The following is a 15550-nucleotide window of genomic DNA, read 5'->3' as shown; positions in this document are numbered from 1 at the left end:
TGCAAGCAGATGATGTTCGCGAGATGCTGCGGCTGCGTCGACTCGGTTGGGGCAAGCGACGCCTTGCCAAAGAGCTTGAATCAGCCCCAACATGGTCAAGAAGTACACTCAACAGAACGGTTGGTTGCCTTTATGTAACGCGCCAAGCAAAATGAGAATTGCCGCCAAGCAAAATGAGAACGTATTATTTGGTTGAAGGGGCTTTAAAACAACCAAGATCACGCCTTCTTTGTGTCGACTTCCCACAACCAAACGTACTTGTTTCGCCCCGGACGCCCAGAGCGGGTGTCACGCCCGGAGTGGGAATATCCTACTCGCCGCCACCCGTCAAACCGATAGACATTGCCAGAGTGTTGCGCGGCGTCCTGGTAGCTGATGGCATATCGGTAACCACCCTTCAAAGATGGAAAGACGAATTCACGCCAGATGCGAAGCGCGACACGGCACAAACCCGGCCTTTCCGCGCACAGTCGCGATAGCTCCACGGTGTTACTTCGATCCAGATTCAACTCGTTCACACCACCAACCCGTTCACGGATGAGCGGTGAGGCCGTCGTGACCGCTACAGGGGTTCCGTCGTGCATCAGCGCGTGACAAACCCCGCGTTGATTACCACGCAGCAGCGGCCCCATTCGGTGTCCCCACGAGACCAAACAGGCATTGGCCATTTCCAGACTGATGGGTTCGAAGGTGATCATGCCCCCCCCCGCGCAAACGGGTGCAAGATGATCAGCCGACACGGAGATTGAGGCTAAGCCCCTGCGCCCCGTGCCGGCTGATCGATGAGGGTTAGTAGTTCCGGATCAGCACCTCTTTGGCCACCGGGCGCGGTCCCGTGGTGCAGGAGTAGCGGGTCGTGACCGGGTCGATCTGGAACGCTTGGAACGTCTCCCTGATCTCCGGAGTGTCGTTGAGACTCATGAGGACCTTGCCACGAATGCCGGCAAGCTGGGCCGCGAGCGCGGTGAAGTCCTCCCTCGCGAAGATGCCTTTCCCGTAGTAGTCCTCGCAGCCGTGGTAGGGAGGATCCACATAAAAGAAGGTTCCGGGTCGATCATACCGGCTGATCAGATCGGCATATGGCAGACACTCCAGAGTCACCCGCGCGAGACGACGGTGCGCCATCTCGATTTCGTGCCGGACCTTGAGCGGATTGAACCGCGCGGGCTCGACCGCTGAAGTGCCCATCGTGCGGCGCCCTGACATTCTCCCTCCGAAACACAGGCGATGGAGATAGTAGAACCGCACCGCTCGCCGGATGTCCGTGAGCGTGTCTGAAGGGGTATCGAGGAGCCGTTCAAATTCTTCCCGGCTCGAAATCAGCCATTGCAATGCGTCCGCGAAGGCATCCCAATGATGCCTGATGATGCGGTACAAATTCACAACGTCGCTGCTGATATCATTGAGAACCTCATGTTTTGATGGGCTCTTGCGAAATAGAACCCATGCCGCACCACCGAAAGGCTCCACGTAACATTGATGCTCCGGAATGAGTGGAACGATGGTACGGGAGAGCAGATATTTACCGCCCATCCATCCCGCGAGCGGGCTTTTGATCATTGTTTCCATGCTGGTCACCTGACATCAGCGCTCTCGGGCGTTCTGTCGATTGCGGCTCCTGGCCGCTGAAATGGTTGAAGGTTTTGCATCTCGCACACTTGATCTCCATGCGGCCACCAGTGCCCTTGGCCAACAATCTTCCGCATGAACCACATCGCAACTCTTTCAACATCGAACACCTGCCTGTACTCTATACCCGCCACGTGACGTGGTGCGGGATGGCCAATATGGCCAGTTGGTCGTGCAGGATTCTGCCCTGCGGCTCGGGGTGGTCGCACACCCCGGCCCCCGCTTTCGCAAGGGGTCAAACAAAAAACACCCGCTCCAACCCCCGATTCATCTTTACCGCCCAGCGATCCTGAATCATCACCTGATCACCCACCGCGAGATCATCCGCTGTATTCACCTCGACAAGTCCCTGGCTTGTGGCCACACGGACCACGGCGCCGTGCACGGACACGACGCGGCCCGGCGTCTGCTGGTCCGGGGCGAGAATGGCCTGGAGATCATCGAGTAGAGACATGGCGCACCATATCGAGGGTGGTGGTTGGGAAATCGCTGGTGGTGTGACGGATCGATTTGACCTTGCCGCGCCAGGACATACCCATGGCGGCGTCATTCACCTCGACCAAATGGCCGGGAAGGATATCGGGATTGAACAGGATCACGACCGTGACATCCTGGAGCGCCTCGCCGGCATCGATCACCGCGCGGCCTCGTTCTCGGCGGGCATCGACGTGGGAGGCGAGCGGTTCCAGGATGTCATCGCCGGGATGCAAGCCATCGCCACGCATGGCGGTAATCTCACCGGCGGCAGTCGAATCACCATCCGTGGCCGTGGCCACAAAGATGATCGGGAATTGCGTCTCTCCGGCCAGGAGTCTGGGTGCCTGGAAGAGCCACGCCAGGGCGCGCCGCGCCACCTTCACCCGTGCGACTGACAGGCCGGAACGGGCCGCTGCGACGGTGGTGCCGTCCGCATCGAGGGTGAGCGCGCCCAAATCCGATCCAAGCCAGTGGTAGGCATCCAGGGAGATCACCTGTGCTGGCAGGTTCACCGTGGCTTTGTCGGCAAAGACCAGATCGACCGTTTCTTGCCACTGTTGTAACTCCCCGGGCCAAAGTTTGCCCGCCGAGGCGGTCAGCGTCACATTGCTCACCTCCTTGCCGGCATGCACCAACAGATGGACCAGGGATCCCGGATAAAGGTTCGGGGAGCCATGATTGAGACCTCTCGGGCGACTGTCCGGCTCGATGGAGAGTCTTCCCGAGTCGTTTGGCTGCCAGTCGCGCACCACCACGCGGTTCACGCGGGTGATGTGACGGTAGGACTCCTGGATGGAGCGTATAGTATCTTCGGTGAGGATATGGTCCGGAAGGACGTTCGGCCAGTCCGGAACCCGGACCTGGAAACGGTGCCGGGCACGCAGGCGACCATCAGGGAGCGTCTCGATCACCCCGCCAGCGGCGGCTGCAATGGCTTCAGCGATGGCCATGGGGGCGGCCTCGTGGAAAGCGATCCGACCCGGCGGAATCGGCCAGTCAAGCATCGACCATTCGATGGCGCCCACTGCCGATTCGGCGGCCTGACGGGCGGTCATGAGGGATTCCGGCGACATCGAGATAAGCGCCGCTCGCGGGGCCGACAGGGTTGCCGTAGCACTGACGAGTGAAACGGTCAGGCCGACGGAATCGGCGCCGCGCGAGACGGAACGGCTGTCTACCAGCAGGGAGAACCCGGTCTCACCAAGCATCAGCGTGACCGGATCATCCACGCCCAGCGATTGAAAGTCGGCCAAAGATGCGATGGCGGCGGATCCAGACCAGCCGTAATCGCCTTCCGCCATGCCGATCTCGGCGGATGTTACCTCGATGCGTCGGGTGCCGAGAATCAGATGCGGATCGAGCGGCGGCACGATGGCGGGCCGGTCGGAATCGATGATCCGGTAGAGCGTGACCAGTCCTGTGCCTGCGGGATTGTAATCGAGGATCGCGGAGGGCGTGATCAGGCCATTGGTCGCCACGACCGCGCTGCCGTAGGGGGTGGCAAGGACGACGATCGCCACCCACATGAATGCGAAAGGCGTGGCAAGGGCTCGCCCGGCGCCGAAGTATTGCGGCTGCACCAGGGCGGATGCAGTGAACGCCCCATAGCGCGTCGTCAGGGGAGCGCCGACGACCGGCAAAAGAAAGACCACGGGCTCGACGGTGAAGGTTTTGGTGATCAGCGGGACTTCCGGTTCGCCTTCCGGATCAGGCCATTCGATGTACGGATCGACCTCCCAGGACTTGACGGGCCACCACTCCAGGCCATCATCCGAATAGTGCAAGCCAAAGACCGCCGGAGCCTCTTCCGGCACCCGCACCGTGATGGCGACCTCTGCGACCGAGACCGCATTGCCGGTGCCGAGGTCGTAGCCGATCACAAGCGGCGTCCAATCCACATAGGATCCAAAAAAACCACCTATCCACCCGCTCCAGTCGGAATCCGAGCCGATCTCTTCATCGAATGCATTACCCGCATACTCTTCATTCTGACTGGCGATCGGCATGCCAGCCACACAAATGGACGGGCCGCCCGCGACCGATCGGAATTCCACCTTGGCAAGATTGACACGGCTATGCTCCCCGAAACAACCGGCGGTCATAACCAATCGCCAGAATCGGTGTGCCGTGGCGCCGGAGCGCGCGAGATGATAGGCGGTCTTGAGGGGCATTCCGGAGACACGCTGATCCTCGAGGATCAGCAGTTTCTCGGATGCCTCCTCCCAATCGCGACTGGTCAGGCCGGACCAGATCTTGAGAATGGACCATGCGGTGCCGTCGTCGGAGTATTGCAGGCTGAAAGATGAAGGCGCGCGATCGGCCTGGGCTGGAGTGATCAGCAACTCGACGACTTCCGAGGCCATGCCCTCGCCAAGGTCATAGGAGACCCAAAGAGCGCCATCATGGGTGGTTGCAGCCCATCCATACCCCTCGAAAAGCCATGCAGCCTCTTCGGGGGCGTGACTGGCATTGGCAAGGCCGCCGATGCAAATCGTCTCGCCGCCGATCGCGGCACGCATCTGCAGTCCGATCAGCTCAATGTCGTTGACAAAGAGCCGGGTCGAGGCGGTGATATGCAGTCGCCAAAAGCGGTGTGCAGGAGTCGCCTCGTCACCGATCCGATACAGAGCATCCACCCCGGCACGGGCATACTGAATCGGGCCCGTGGCCATGACTCTTGGCTGGTACGGAGTCCACTCCTCGATTCCCAAATCCTTCCATACCTTGAAGATGTGCCAGACCTCTCCATCATCAGAGTATTGCAGGCTGAAAGCATTCGGGGTGTTAAAAATCTCCTGGGATGGGGTGTAGGCCACCTCCTCGACCATCGAGGCGATGCCTTCTCCCAAGTCATACCCGATCCAAACCGGATTCTTGCAGTCGTTGGTATCGATCCCTCCCCAGCCGGATTCGGGATTGTCATCGAAGGCGTATCCAAAATCGTCCATCCCTGGACCGCCGAAAGAGGATCCGCCCTGGCAAATCGACGGACCATCACAGACCGCCCGGAGTTCGATCCGGTTGGCGATTGGGTAATTGGCCGCCCCGGTACACCAGCCGCTATCCGACCAGCCGCCGAAGTTGGACCGGGTGACCATCAATCGCCAGAAGCGGTGCAGGCCGGGGTCGGTGTGGTTGTAGTCGAATGGCGTGCTCACGCCGGCGGTCGCGGTCACGCTCCAGTGAATGGAGAAAACCGCCCGACTCCAGAAATAGTCCTGGCTGAGTGCGGTCCAGGCTTTCAGGGTGGTCCAGGTGAGGGCGTCGTCGGAGTGTTGCAGGCTGAATGTGCTCGGAGCCGAGTATCCCGATGCATCGATGGCGATCTCTTCGACCGGTGCGGCGTTGCCAACGCCCAGATCATACCCGATCCAGACCGGCGCATCGCTCCCGAGGAGATACCATGAGGTGACATCATCGCCGTCGAACGCATGAGCTGCCGGATGCGATGGTTCCGCTCCGCTGGCAATGGCGCTCCCGCCCGTGCAGATGGAAGGACCGCCGATGGTGGTCCGGAACTCGAGGGTTTGGAACAGCAGATTGTTCCGGCTGGGGTCTTGCGATTTGGAGATATACAGTCGCCAAAATCGGTGCGCGCTCATTCCTTACCTCGCTCTTAGAAACCAAATTTAAAAAAAATTCAGCAAGTTAATAAAAGGTGTCAAATCAGGATAATACGCAGGGCCCGCCCCCCCCCCAATAGATGCCGTACTCCACGTCTCGATAATACTGACTCAGCCAGATCTCGTGATCTCCGGGCGCTACGCCGTTATCGGCCATGAAGGGCCAGCCGTACGTGTCGCTGAACGGGTAGGTGGTTCCGGGATGAAACTCTCGACAGAACGCGCCTGCCGGGGAAATGACCGGCGGTGAATTGAGGGGCAGGACTCTGAAGAACAGTTCCGGGCGTTCGATGCCGAACAACTGGCGCAGCCGGATTCTCTTGATGCGCAGCACATACCGGCCACCGGTATACAGGGTCGGGTACATCAGATCCTGTTCGCTGATCGTGGTCAGACCGTGGAAGTAGCGCTCCTTTTCGGCCTTTTTCTGGTTGAGCAGATCGCGCAGCGTAGCCGCTCCGGAGGAGTCCGGATCCATGGTCGCCAGTTGTCGGTTCAACTCGTCGATCTGGGCGTTCAGCTCGGACACGATTGCAAGCCACTGCCTCTGTTTGTCCAGATAGGTCGCGTTCACGGCGACAACCCCGAGCGCGGCCAGCTTGTCGCGCGCCTCCTGGGTTGGATACTCGTAGTTGAATCTTCCGAGGTTGAAGACCCCTTCCGCCCAATCGTACCCGTTGAAATCGCCACGCCGGACCGGTCGAAAAAATGGCGGCTGAGAGGATCCCTCGACCACGAACTCGATGTAGGGCTGGTACATCGGCTGGCCAATCGAGGCGATTTCGGTTTTGATGGGCTTGCCGTATTGGTTGATGCCGGTTATCAAATACACCTTGATCGCCACCCGCCCCGAATCCGGGGTGACGATGCCCGCATTTTCGTCTCGAATGCGCAGACGGACGGTGATGTCGCTCGGGAACGGGTATCCCATCAATTGCTCTTTCTTGTGGCTCACTTGATCGTTCACTCCCAGAGTTTCCCGGGATCCTCGCCCACCTTCTCGTTCGGCTCCTTTTTGTAGTTGCCTGTCGGGGACTGTACCGTGAACTGTTCGGTGCGGTACTCGTAGCCGGCGCTGCCGGCCTCGCGTCCGGTGTTGGGATCCATGAAGACCAGCCATACCTTGTAGATGATCTTGATGGGCTTTTTGTCGATGTACCAGTCGGTGCCGCTCTTCTCGGTGTCCCAGTTGGGGTAGATCTTGTAGACCTCGTATTCGACGAACACCTCCTCCTTTTTCTTGACCGCGGTCGGCATCGTCTCGTCCACGAACTCGATCTGCCGGTCGGTACGCACGACCTCCTTGGCGGTCTGTCCATACCGCGTTTTGAAGCTGGCCACGGCGGACACGAACAGCTCCTTTCGCGATGCCAGCTCAAGATTGGTGCCGGCGGCATTAATCTTGACATCACCATTATTGGCGGAATATTCGACTGCGTATCTCTTCTTGCCGGTACCTTCTGGGATTCCACCCAAAAACCGGGCAAGCCCCTTGCCCAGAAAATCGAATTTATAATCAACGCTACCACTCGAGACCTCGGCCATGATCAAGCCAGGAGATACGATCCGAATGGAGTGCTTATCCGGCAGATTGGAGGGCTTCTTGCGTTTGAAGCCCACGATGCAGGGCAGCGAGCGGACAATCGATATCGATATTTTGCTGTCGGACGCATCATGCCCGGAGGTGCCTCCTGGCGCAGACGACGGATTCTTGGTCAGCTCATCCAGCCGTTTTTCAAGCGCCGCAATACGGGCGGGATCGGCCATGGCGTCACGCAGCCGATCAAGCTCGACGCGCAGCGTGCCGATCAATCGGTCGGCAGTCACATAGCGATCATTCTGGGCTGCGAGTGCACTGATCTGATCTTGCAGCTGTCTTTCCATTTGGGCGACGATTTCGGGATCTTCACCGCTGGCGCGCCGCTCGAGAATCTGGCTGCGAAGATCATCGATTGCCGTATCCCAGCGTCCGGCGCCATCAGTGAGCAGACCCTCCAGACGGGTGATCTCCTCCAGGCTGCCGGAGGAGGCCTGGAGTTCGGCGATGAGATCACTCAACTCCCCGAGCGCACCATCCAGATCACCGTTCAAGAGTTTGTCCAGAATGCTCTGCAACGGTCCGGTCACTCCGGTATGTCCGCTCTCCAGATATTCACGGATGGCTTCCAGGGTCGCCGGATCGTCGCCGTTGGTCTGGATATCGGTAAGAATTCTGGTCAGCATGGCCAGACTCTCCGCGTCTCCCACCGGTTGACGCAGCTCTTGAAGCTGATCGAAGATACTTGCGGCCAGATCGCCGGACAGAGTCTTATCGAGAGGCGCCAGTCCCGATACCGTCTCTTCGATCATGTTTTGCACCTTGGCATCGCTGCACCGACCCCCGACCACGGTAAGCCCTCCCGTCACCACACAGGGATCCTGGGGTTGTTGCCAATCGCCCGAGGAGCCACCTCCCGAAGGGTAGGCAAAATTCAGAACGGCGGTTGCGGTGAGGATGGCCATGAGCTACGCGCTTTGCAGGGTGCAAACCAGGGTGGCGCTATTGGCCGCGATGGCGGCGGCTCCGGCGGGCACGATCCGCTTTTCCCAGACCCCGACGGCACTTGGATGGGTGGCGAAGGTGATGGTGTCGCCCGGCGTCCAGGAGAGGGTGGTCCAGGCCAACGACTCGATGATGAAGAATGGCGCGCCGGCATTGCCATTCATCGGTACGAAGCGGCTGGCGACCGTGCCGCTTCCGACCTCGCCGCTACGCGCACCGGTGACGGTGTAAGCACCCGGACCATCAAAGGTGAGCGTCCAGGAATCCTCGACCGACCCTTTACTGGTGCCGGTGATGGGGTGGTTGAGCGAATCGAAGGTTCCGGAACCGTTGTTGACAAAGCCGTCCACGACCGGCTCGACATCTCCGACTTCGATGACCGACTGCACCCGCGATCCCTCTGTCACGGTGTAGGTGTTGGCCAGGGTGGTGCCGGGGGCCAAAGTCAGCGTGGCGGTGTTGCCGTTCCAGATGACCGCATTGCTGGATGCCAGACGCACGAACTCCTCGGCGCCGATGGCGACATTGAAGCTCGTTTTGTTGGAGATGCGGATCAGATCGCCATTCTGAAAGATGGCGTCGGTGGCGTTCTCGACCGTAACGGTCAGGATCGAAGCACCGGCGGAAACATCGGCTTCCAGATCGGCCCCACCATAAAATCGGGGATAGTCATCCGCCTCGTCCTGGGTGTCGGTCTGGGAGGCGAGCAGATTGCCGGCCCAGGCCAAAAGGATCCGATCATCGCCGGGGGTGTGTTTTTCCAGGAACAGCCGGACGGCGGATGCTTTGGTGGTTGTGGCCGGGGCGATGCGCGCAAAGATTTTCCGATAGATTGTCGAGCCGGTCAGGCGTTCGGCCTCCGGGATGTGCGGCCAGACGTTTTCGGCCACGTTGTTGGTGATCAGCGCCGACGCAAAACCCATGACCCCTCCGTTGCTGGCGGTGTCGTTGACGGTGGCGGACTTGCGAAAGGTGATGTCGGTGTTGGCGATGGCCATGGTTATCAAATCTCCACGAGTCGGATTTCGCCCGTATAGGGCTGGCGATGAGGGAAAATGGGTTTGAAAGAGACAGCGGGCGGTTCGTGATGGCGAAAAGCCACCACCCGTATCGGATCGTCCCGCCACTGGAATTCGTAGGTAGCTCCGGCCTGGGCGGCCATGGCCAGGATGGCATCCACCTCGGTCTGGGTGAGCCAAGTCACACTCTGCTCCGCGATCAGCGTGATCGGGCGTCCGGTGATCACCCGACGCGCATGCAGCACCACCCGCCCGGAGAGGGTATCGACCGCCGTCTGCCGCACGGGCGACCACACGTCCCGGTCCGACCACTGGATAGAGTGTGGCAAGATCAATGAGCTCAGACGTGTCATCAGTACCTCCGTGTCCCGGTTCGGGCGGCGAGCCGCCTCTCCAAGCTGCGCATCAGGCCGACCACCTGATCTTCCGCCTCGGTTGAGCTGGAAACCGGCTGGTCGTTGATGCGGATATCGAACCGCTTGGCCGGCGCGTTCGAATCTCCGAACGCCCTGTACGATTGGTTTTCGTAAAGACGCTGATCGATGAAAGGTAATGGCGGGGGGCGCTGCGGCGCGACGATACCCCCCGAGGCAAACCGCGGCAGGCCGTTCAAAAGCTCCCGCATCAGTGGGAAATTGCCGGCATTGAACGCCTCGGCAAGCCCGGGCGCACGCGCCACCACCCGCTTGTTGAGCATGTACTCGCCCGGCATGGCCAGGATCGGCACCGAATCCTCGTCACCCGTCCCTGGCACCCACCCGCCACGCGCGAAGGTCAGAGGGTTGATCATGCCGCCGCCGGCAAACGTCTGCTGGGTGGTGACCTGCACCGTGACGGTTTTGGTTTGCGGCAGTTCGTCGATCTTCTTCTGGATCTCGTCGATCCGTTGCTTGGCCTTGTCGATGTCCGCGTTGATGTCGATGTTGCGCCGCTTCTCAAGTCCGTTGAGCTTCTTTTCAAACGCGTCAACTTCCGCCTTTTGCTTCCCAAGCTCCCCCTTCAATCCATTGGTGGTGGCCTGCTGGGATTTCAGTTGCTGTTCCCCTACTTTGATAAGCGCCTGGTGCGCTATCTCGGCAATCAATGTCGCCTTGTCGAACGCCCGTAAGGCCGTGTTGGTGTCCTTGAATCCACCAGCCATGTTTTGCGCCTGCCCGGCCAGCTTTTGCGCTTCCTTGGCAAGTTCCCTGGCACGTTCTGGTTCGGTTTCCGCGAGCATTTCAGCTTTTGCGGCAAGCATTTTTGCCTTTTTAATCTTCTCGAACGCCTCCGAGACGCGATCTGCCTCGGCTTCGGTAGCTGTCATACCCTTGCGTTCGATCTCGCGCCGCTTGTCCGCGCTGCTCTTGATATTTTCATCACCTTCGCTGCGCAATCGCTTGAGTTCCTCCGCCAGTCGCTCCTCCTCGCGGATCGACTCCTCCACGGCTTTCTTGTTGGCCTCGCTCCGCTTCTTCGCGCTCTCCTCGCCGCTTTTGCTTTTCTCCCCGTCCAGATGGACCGCGCGCTCTTTTTCCAGCTCCGCCAGCCGAATGTTCTCCCTGGACAGGTCCGCGTACAGGTTGAACAGCGAAATCGCCTGGTTTCTTTGCTCGTCCTTGATACGGATGCCATCCAGTTTCCGGATGAACTGTTCGACCGACATGCCCGAGGTAACAGCCTTCTGGGCCATGTCATTGAACCCCTTCTGGGCCGCCTCCTCGAACCGGCGCAACTCGGCGCCCTTGGCGAGCATCTTGTCGTATTCGCCGTTCTGACGATCCATCGCCAGATTGAGCGCCTGCGCCGCCGTGGCGGCCTGACCGGTGGACATCCCGTACTTCACACCCAGCTCGGCGTTGTACTGCGTCAACTCCTCTTTCGTCTTGGCCAGGGCGTTTGCCTGCGCCTCCAGTCCGGCGACGACGGCCTGATGGTTTTCGGTCTTCAAGGTCTCGATATATTTGGCAAGCTGGGCCGTATTGTCGCCCGTCGCACTTCCGACCTTGGCCAACACCCGTCCGTGCGCATCCAGTGACAAGGTGGCGCCCGGCAACAGGTTGGCCAGTTGCTCCTCAGCCTTGGTGTGCTGTTCGGTCCCGACCTTGGTCGTTTCCAGCACACGTTTCAGATCTTGCAGGGTCTTGAGCTTCTCCTCGCTCTTCTGGCGCGCCTCATTCATGGCCTTGGCTTCCGCCATCGTGGCCGGCACCGCCGACTCCGTGACCGATTTCGAGTAGATCGCGGTGGCGGTCGCCAGGGCGGTCAGGGCCAAACCGAGGGGGGTGAAGGTCAGGAACCGAAGGGTGGCGCCCAGCACGTTCAACGCGCCATTCATGCCAACAACGAACGAAGTGGCACCACCCAGAGCGACCCCCGCCGCACTCCCTCCCGCCCCGAGCATCGCCAACGGTCCAGACAAGGCGACCGCCTGCGCCCCCAGCGACCCAATGGACGCACCCAGGGCGATCACCCCGCCGCGTACCACACTCCAGATCATTTGCAGCGCCCCGAATCCGGCGAAGGCGGAAATCGCGGTCAGGGTGCCGGCTGTCAGATTGGGATACTCCTTGGCGATCGCCGCCAGCCCGCGTGCAAAAAGAGCCAGACCGTCCGCCGCTTTGTTGAGCACGGGCAGGAAAGCATCACCGACATTGGTTTTGAGCACCGATACCGCGTTGGATGCCAGTTCCAGATGGCTTTTCGAGGTCTTTAACTTCTCGTTGAACTCCTTTTGCATCGATCCGGCGTAGTTCGCATTGTCGCCCACCATATCGAAAGCCTGTCCCATCACCTTCATGTTGCCGGCCACGATGGCGATCTCGTCCGCGAACTGGTCCCCGAACAGGCCGACCAGGGTCTTCATCTTCGTGTTCTGGTCGAGCCGATTGATGATGTTGAGCATCTCGAACAGGGCATCTTTCGGCCCCTTGCGAATCATGGCCGCGACCTGGCTCGAATCCATGCCGATCCTGGCGAGCGCCTCCTGGAACCGCTTACCCTGAACTTCAGCCGTCATCAGCTCGCGCATGAAGGCGTTGATGGCGGTGGCGGACCGTTCCGGACCCAAACTCATGGACAGGAACGTGGTACCCAGCGCCGCCGTTTCGTGGGCAGCCAGCCCGAAGGTTTTGGCCATGCCGCCCGTGCGGTTCATAACCTCCAGGATATCCTTCTCCACCGCATTGGTGTTGTTGCCCAGATGGTTGACGGCATCCGCCAGGTTCTTTGCCTGCGGTGCGGTCAGGGCAAAGACATTCATCAGTTTGCCGACCGCGATTCCGGCATCATCTGCCGAGATTTTGAACGCCACCGACATCCTGGCAACCAGCTCAGTGAACTCCTTGATACCATCAGCGCCAATGCCCATCTGACCGCCGGCCTCGGCGATTTTGGCCAACCCGGTCAACGATATCGGGATCTCGGCGGACATCTTCTTGATGTCCTCGGTCATCTCCTGGAACGCTCGGGGTGTCGGAAAATCCACCACCTTGCGCACATCCGACATGGCGGACTCAAAAGCGACCGCCTCGCGGGTCGCCAGCCCAATCCCGACCCCGGCGGCGGTGAGCTTGATCAACGACTCGCGCACCAGGCCGAAACTGGAGATCAGGTTGTCGGCGCGGCTGTTCACCTCGACGATCCCCTGGGTCATCAAGGTGTGCGCCCGCGCAAGATCGGTGGCCGACAAGGTGCCCGAGGCGCGCAATCGCTCGTAAGCCGCCTGGAGGCGCAAGATTTGCCGCTCCTGATCGGCGATGGATTCGAATCCAAGAATGCTCATGGCCTTTTCCAGCCGCCCGCGCTCCCTGACCACCGCGTTCACCCGCGCCAGTTGCGCCTCGAGCCGTTTCTGCTCCTCGGTCAAGCGCGTGGTATCCACCGCCTCGGCACGCAACAGCGTTCCCAGGCGTTCCAACTCCTTGGATTCGGCGGCCAGGGATGTGGTGATGCGGGTGGCGGCCTGGGCGGCACTGTCACTGTCGCGCTTCAGGGTGTCAAAAAAGCCTTGCAACCCGGTTCGCTGCTCGGTGAGCCGCCCGATGGTCTGCGTAAGGGATGTGATTTCGGCTTTCTGTTGATCCGTGCGCAGCTCGACCGGGGTTTTGTTCAGGCGCGCCAGCGCAACCCCAGCTTCGTCCAGTCGCTTGGAGACACTGCCGAGATCGCCCTCGACCTTGCGAAAGGCGTTGCCGAGACGCTCGGCCTCGGTTTTGGCCGGGCCGAGCGCATTCTTGAACGTCTCGACATTCTTGGTGGTCCCCTCGAAAAGGGGAATGTTGTTCAACGACGCCTGGATGGCCGCCCGGTTCTTCTGGGCTGCCTCGGTTATGGCGCGCATCGCGGCGGTGAACTCACCCTGCCCGGTACGCATCCCGCGCACGAGCGCATCCGGGTTTGCGGACAGGGTCAGGGTGACATTCAAGTCAGACTTGGTGTTGGCCATTCAGCCGCTCCAGGGCATGCATGAATCGACTCCAGGGATACTCAAAGACGTACAGGTGCCCGCGCTCGATCAGTCCGAACGCGCAGGATTCGATGTTTCGGACAGTTGCTGTTGCATGAGCTGACGCCCCATCTCCTGTATCCGGACCTTCCAGGCGAAAAAATCGGGGTTGAACTCCCGGATCGCCGCACCGATCTCCCGCAGTTCGGACAGGCTGAACCCGGCCAGATCGAGCTGGGTCAAGGTCGAAAAAAACCGGATCTCCTTGAACGAGATATCGCCCAGGATGTGATCCTCGAAGAAGTCTTGCGCTTTGGTGGGAGGATTGACGATCTGATCAATCAGCCCCAACAGCTCCTCGACGGTCGGTTCGCGGATTGTCACCTCACGATCCGCGACAGTGATCACGCGAGTGCGACGGGTCATGTTCATCCCTTGCCCTCCACATACCGATGCCAGTTACGGATGAATTCCGCCTCGGTGCCAGCACCGAGCGGGGTGTTGTAATGTTGCTTCCAATAGCGCGCCAGGCCGGGCAGATCATCGGCGGCGGGCAGAGGCTCGCGCACCCGCCGATAGTGGATCCGACACATCACCGCTGCCAACAGCATATCGGTGATCATGCGCTCGGGGGGCGGGATGGCTGGCCACAAGCCACTCATCTGCCGCAAGGTCTCTTGCTGGGTTTTCAGAAAGCGCTCCCAGATATCCCGATAGGTGGCCGGTTCCATCTGAAATACCCCGCACGCCGGCCCGCCGCCCACCTGGCGCACATACCGCCCCAGGCCGGACTCTTGCGCCGCCGTACCCATCAAGATCGCTTCCGCCGCTGGCGATTCCATCCCCACCAGCTTCAAGGCTGGCCGGACGATGTACTCCCGGAACTGGTCAGGGTGAATGCTCATGCGGCCTCCTGGTGGATCTCACGGAAGTAGGCGGACCGGTCGCTCGCCTTACTGGCCTTCAACACCTCCCCAACCAGATCGAGCTGGGCGAACTTGTTGGTCTTGAGATCCACTTTCTTGGCCGCCGAGAAGCGCACGCGGTAGAAGACGACGGCGCGCAGACGGTCACCCTTGGCCGTATTGCACCCGTTGAAGATCACGGTGTATTCGCGCCCGGACTTGGTGAGCGCCTCGACCATGTCTTGCGCGGCGTGGGCGTAATCCACCAGCAGGGGGCGCCCCTCCTCGATGTTGGCATCGGCGGTCATGACCGGCCCCAACGCATCGAGGGTGTAGTCCGTGCCGAGCACCTTGACGATCAACCCCATGTCGCGCCAAACCACGGTACCATCCGTGACGGTGCCGCCCAAGGTCGGCCAGGTGGGTTGCGTGGCGCCGCTGGTGCCGGCGGTGGTGCATTTGTAGTAGTGGCCGTTAGAAACCGTGGGCGCGCGGTAGCTGTTGAGAACGTAGGCCGTGGTGGCACTCCAGGTTGAGGCGTTCTCGCCGTCCTTGGCGCGGATCTCCACGGACCCCGCCTCCGGCAGGGCGCGCTCCAGAAGCAGCCGCCCGCCCTTGTAGGCGACCACCTCCTCGTCGGTCACCGTGCCGGCGGCCACATGCGCCGCGTGACCCAAGGCCGCGATGGCCAGGTTCTGGGGCGAAATCGCGCTCAACGACAGGTTGATCTTGCACGATTTGATGCGCGTCACCGAATCGACAACGCCACCCGCCGGGTTGTCGGAATCCTCCAGATTCACGGTCTCGTCGTCGATGGCGACGGTCAGATCCGGGGTGTTGCCCACGGCGAGGATCGGCCCGGTACCGTCGGCGGGACCGATCTCCACCGGACCAGCGCCGGTGTAATGGTATTGCGTCAAGGACATATC

13 protein-coding genes are annotated in these 15550 nt (G+C 60.6%); 1 reads left to right on the top strand and 12 read right to left on the bottom strand.

Going from position 1 to position 15550, the window contains the following annotated elements:
• Window positions 1-218: 218 nt before the first annotated feature.
• The 3 genes from ACV4UY_RS12980 to ACV4UY_RS12970 all read right to left on the bottom strand — a co-directional run bounded on the left by ACV4UY_RS12980 (window position 219) and on the right by ACV4UY_RS12970 (window position 1732).
• Window positions 219-698, bottom strand: a complete 480-nt coding sequence (locus ACV4UY_RS12980) for a hypothetical protein (RefSeq protein ID WP_491608009.1) — start codon at window positions 696-698, stop codon at window positions 219-221.
• 91 nt (window positions 699-789) lie between these two features.
• Window positions 790-1569, bottom strand: coding sequence for a DNA adenine methylase (locus tag ACV4UY_RS12975; protein WP_491608008.1), 780 nt, complete (start codon window positions 1567-1569; stop codon window positions 790-792).
• Window positions 1523-1732, bottom strand: coding sequence for a zinc finger domain-containing protein (locus ACV4UY_RS12970; RefSeq protein WP_491608007.1), 210 nt, complete (start codon window positions 1730-1732; stop codon window positions 1523-1525). Before ACV4UY_RS12970 ends, ACV4UY_RS12975 begins: the two co-directional genes overlap by 47 nt.
• A gap of 69 nt (window positions 1733-1801) precedes the next feature.
• On the opposite strand from ACV4UY_RS12970, the gene ACV4UY_RS12965 reads away from it, so the two are divergent.
• Window positions 1802-2077 carry a hypothetical protein gene (locus tag ACV4UY_RS12965; RefSeq protein WP_491608006.1) on the top strand — a complete coding sequence of 92 codons (276 nt, stop codon included), beginning with the start codon at window positions 1802-1804 and terminating at the stop codon, window positions 2075-2077.
• On the opposite strand, the gene ACV4UY_RS12960 is transcribed toward ACV4UY_RS12965, so the two are convergent.
• The 9 genes from ACV4UY_RS12960 to ACV4UY_RS12920 form a co-directional block, all read right to left on the bottom strand.
• Complete coding sequence (locus tag ACV4UY_RS12960; RefSeq protein WP_491608005.1) at window positions 2067-5708, bottom strand: discoidin domain-containing protein; 3642 nt, start codon at window positions 5706-5708, stop codon at window positions 2067-2069. The two genes, ACV4UY_RS12965 and ACV4UY_RS12960, sit on opposite strands and share 11 nt — an antisense overlap.
• Window positions 5709-5772: 64 nt before the next feature.
• A complete protein-coding gene (locus tag ACV4UY_RS12955; protein ID WP_491608004.1) occupies window positions 5773-6696 on the bottom strand; it encodes a hypothetical protein in 924 nt (307 codons plus the stop codon).
• Window positions 6693-8231 (bottom strand): hypothetical protein, encoded by a 1539-nt coding sequence (locus ACV4UY_RS12950; protein ID WP_491608003.1) that lies wholly within the window; start codon window positions 8229-8231, stop codon window positions 6693-6695. Before ACV4UY_RS12950 ends, ACV4UY_RS12955 begins: the two co-directional genes overlap by 4 nt.
• Window positions 8232-8234: 3 nt before the next feature.
• Window positions 8235-9269, bottom strand: coding sequence for a hypothetical protein (locus ACV4UY_RS12945; RefSeq protein WP_491608002.1), 1035 nt, complete (start codon window positions 9267-9269; stop codon window positions 8235-8237).
• A 5-nt stretch (window positions 9270-9274) separates the two neighbouring features.
• Complete coding sequence (locus tag ACV4UY_RS12940) at window positions 9275-9586, bottom strand: hypothetical protein (protein WP_491608001.1); 312 nt, start codon at window positions 9584-9586, stop codon at window positions 9275-9277.
• 56 nt (window positions 9587-9642) lie between these two features.
• Window positions 9643-13716: a phage tail tape measure protein gene (locus ACV4UY_RS12935; RefSeq protein ID WP_491608000.1), complete on the bottom strand. Its 4074-nt coding sequence runs from the start codon at window positions 13714-13716 to the stop codon at window positions 9643-9645.
• Between the two features lie 69 nt (window positions 13717-13785).
• Window positions 13786-14142, bottom strand: a complete 357-nt coding sequence (locus ACV4UY_RS12930) for a hypothetical protein (RefSeq protein ID WP_491607999.1) — start codon at window positions 14140-14142, stop codon at window positions 13786-13788.
• Between the two features lie 2 nt (window positions 14143-14144).
• Window positions 14145-14621: a hypothetical protein gene (locus tag ACV4UY_RS12925; protein WP_491607998.1), complete on the bottom strand. Its 477-nt coding sequence runs from the start codon at window positions 14619-14621 to the stop codon at window positions 14145-14147.
• Window positions 14618-15547, bottom strand: a complete 930-nt coding sequence (locus ACV4UY_RS12920) for a phage tail tube protein (protein ID WP_491607997.1) — start codon at window positions 15545-15547, stop codon at window positions 14618-14620. The genes ACV4UY_RS12925 and ACV4UY_RS12920 overlap by 4 nt, the downstream gene beginning before the upstream one ends.
• Between the last annotated feature and the right edge of the window lie 3 nt (window positions 15548-15550).

This window comes from Candidatus Magnetaquiglobus sp., from assembly GCF_058402785.1.
This window is presented reverse-complemented; position numbering and strand designations above follow the sequence as displayed.

Excerpts from the sequence above, each read along its gene's own strand:
- ACV4UY_RS12960 (WP_491608005.1), bottom strand. The coding sequence starts at position 5,708 with ATGAGCGCGCACCGATTTTGGCGACTGTATATCTCCAAATCGCAAGAC.
- ACV4UY_RS12945 (WP_491608002.1), bottom strand. The coding sequence starts at position 9,269 with ATGGCCATCGCCAACACCGACATCACCTTTCGCAAGTCCGCCACCGTC.
- ACV4UY_RS12975 (WP_491608008.1), bottom strand. The coding sequence starts at position 1,569 with ATGGAAACAATGATCAAAAGCCCGCTCGCGGGATGGATGGGCGGTAAA.
- ACV4UY_RS12935 (WP_491608000.1), bottom strand. The coding sequence starts at position 13,716 with ATGGCCAACACCAAGTCTGACTTGAATGTCACCCTGACCCTGTCCGCA.
- ACV4UY_RS12950 (WP_491608003.1), bottom strand. The coding sequence starts at position 8,231 with ATGGCCATCCTCACCGCAACCGCCGTTCTGAATTTTGCCTACCCTTCG.
- ACV4UY_RS12980 (WP_491608009.1), bottom strand. The coding sequence starts at position 698 with ATGATCACCTTCGAACCCATCAGTCTGGAAATGGCCAATGCCTGTTTG.
- ACV4UY_RS12920 (WP_491607997.1), bottom strand. The coding sequence starts at position 15,547 with ATGTCCTTGACGCAATACCATTACACCGGCGCTGGTCCGGTGGAGATC.
- ACV4UY_RS12970 (WP_491608007.1), bottom strand. The coding sequence starts at position 1,732 with ATGTTGAAAGAGTTGCGATGTGGTTCATGCGGAAGATTGTTGGCCAAG.
- ACV4UY_RS12925 (WP_491607998.1), bottom strand. The coding sequence starts at position 14,621 with ATGAGCATTCACCCTGACCAGTTCCGGGAGTACATCGTCCGGCCAGCC.
- ACV4UY_RS12930 (WP_491607999.1), bottom strand. The coding sequence starts at position 14,142 with ATGACCCGTCGCACTCGCGTGATCACTGTCGCGGATCGTGAGGTGACA.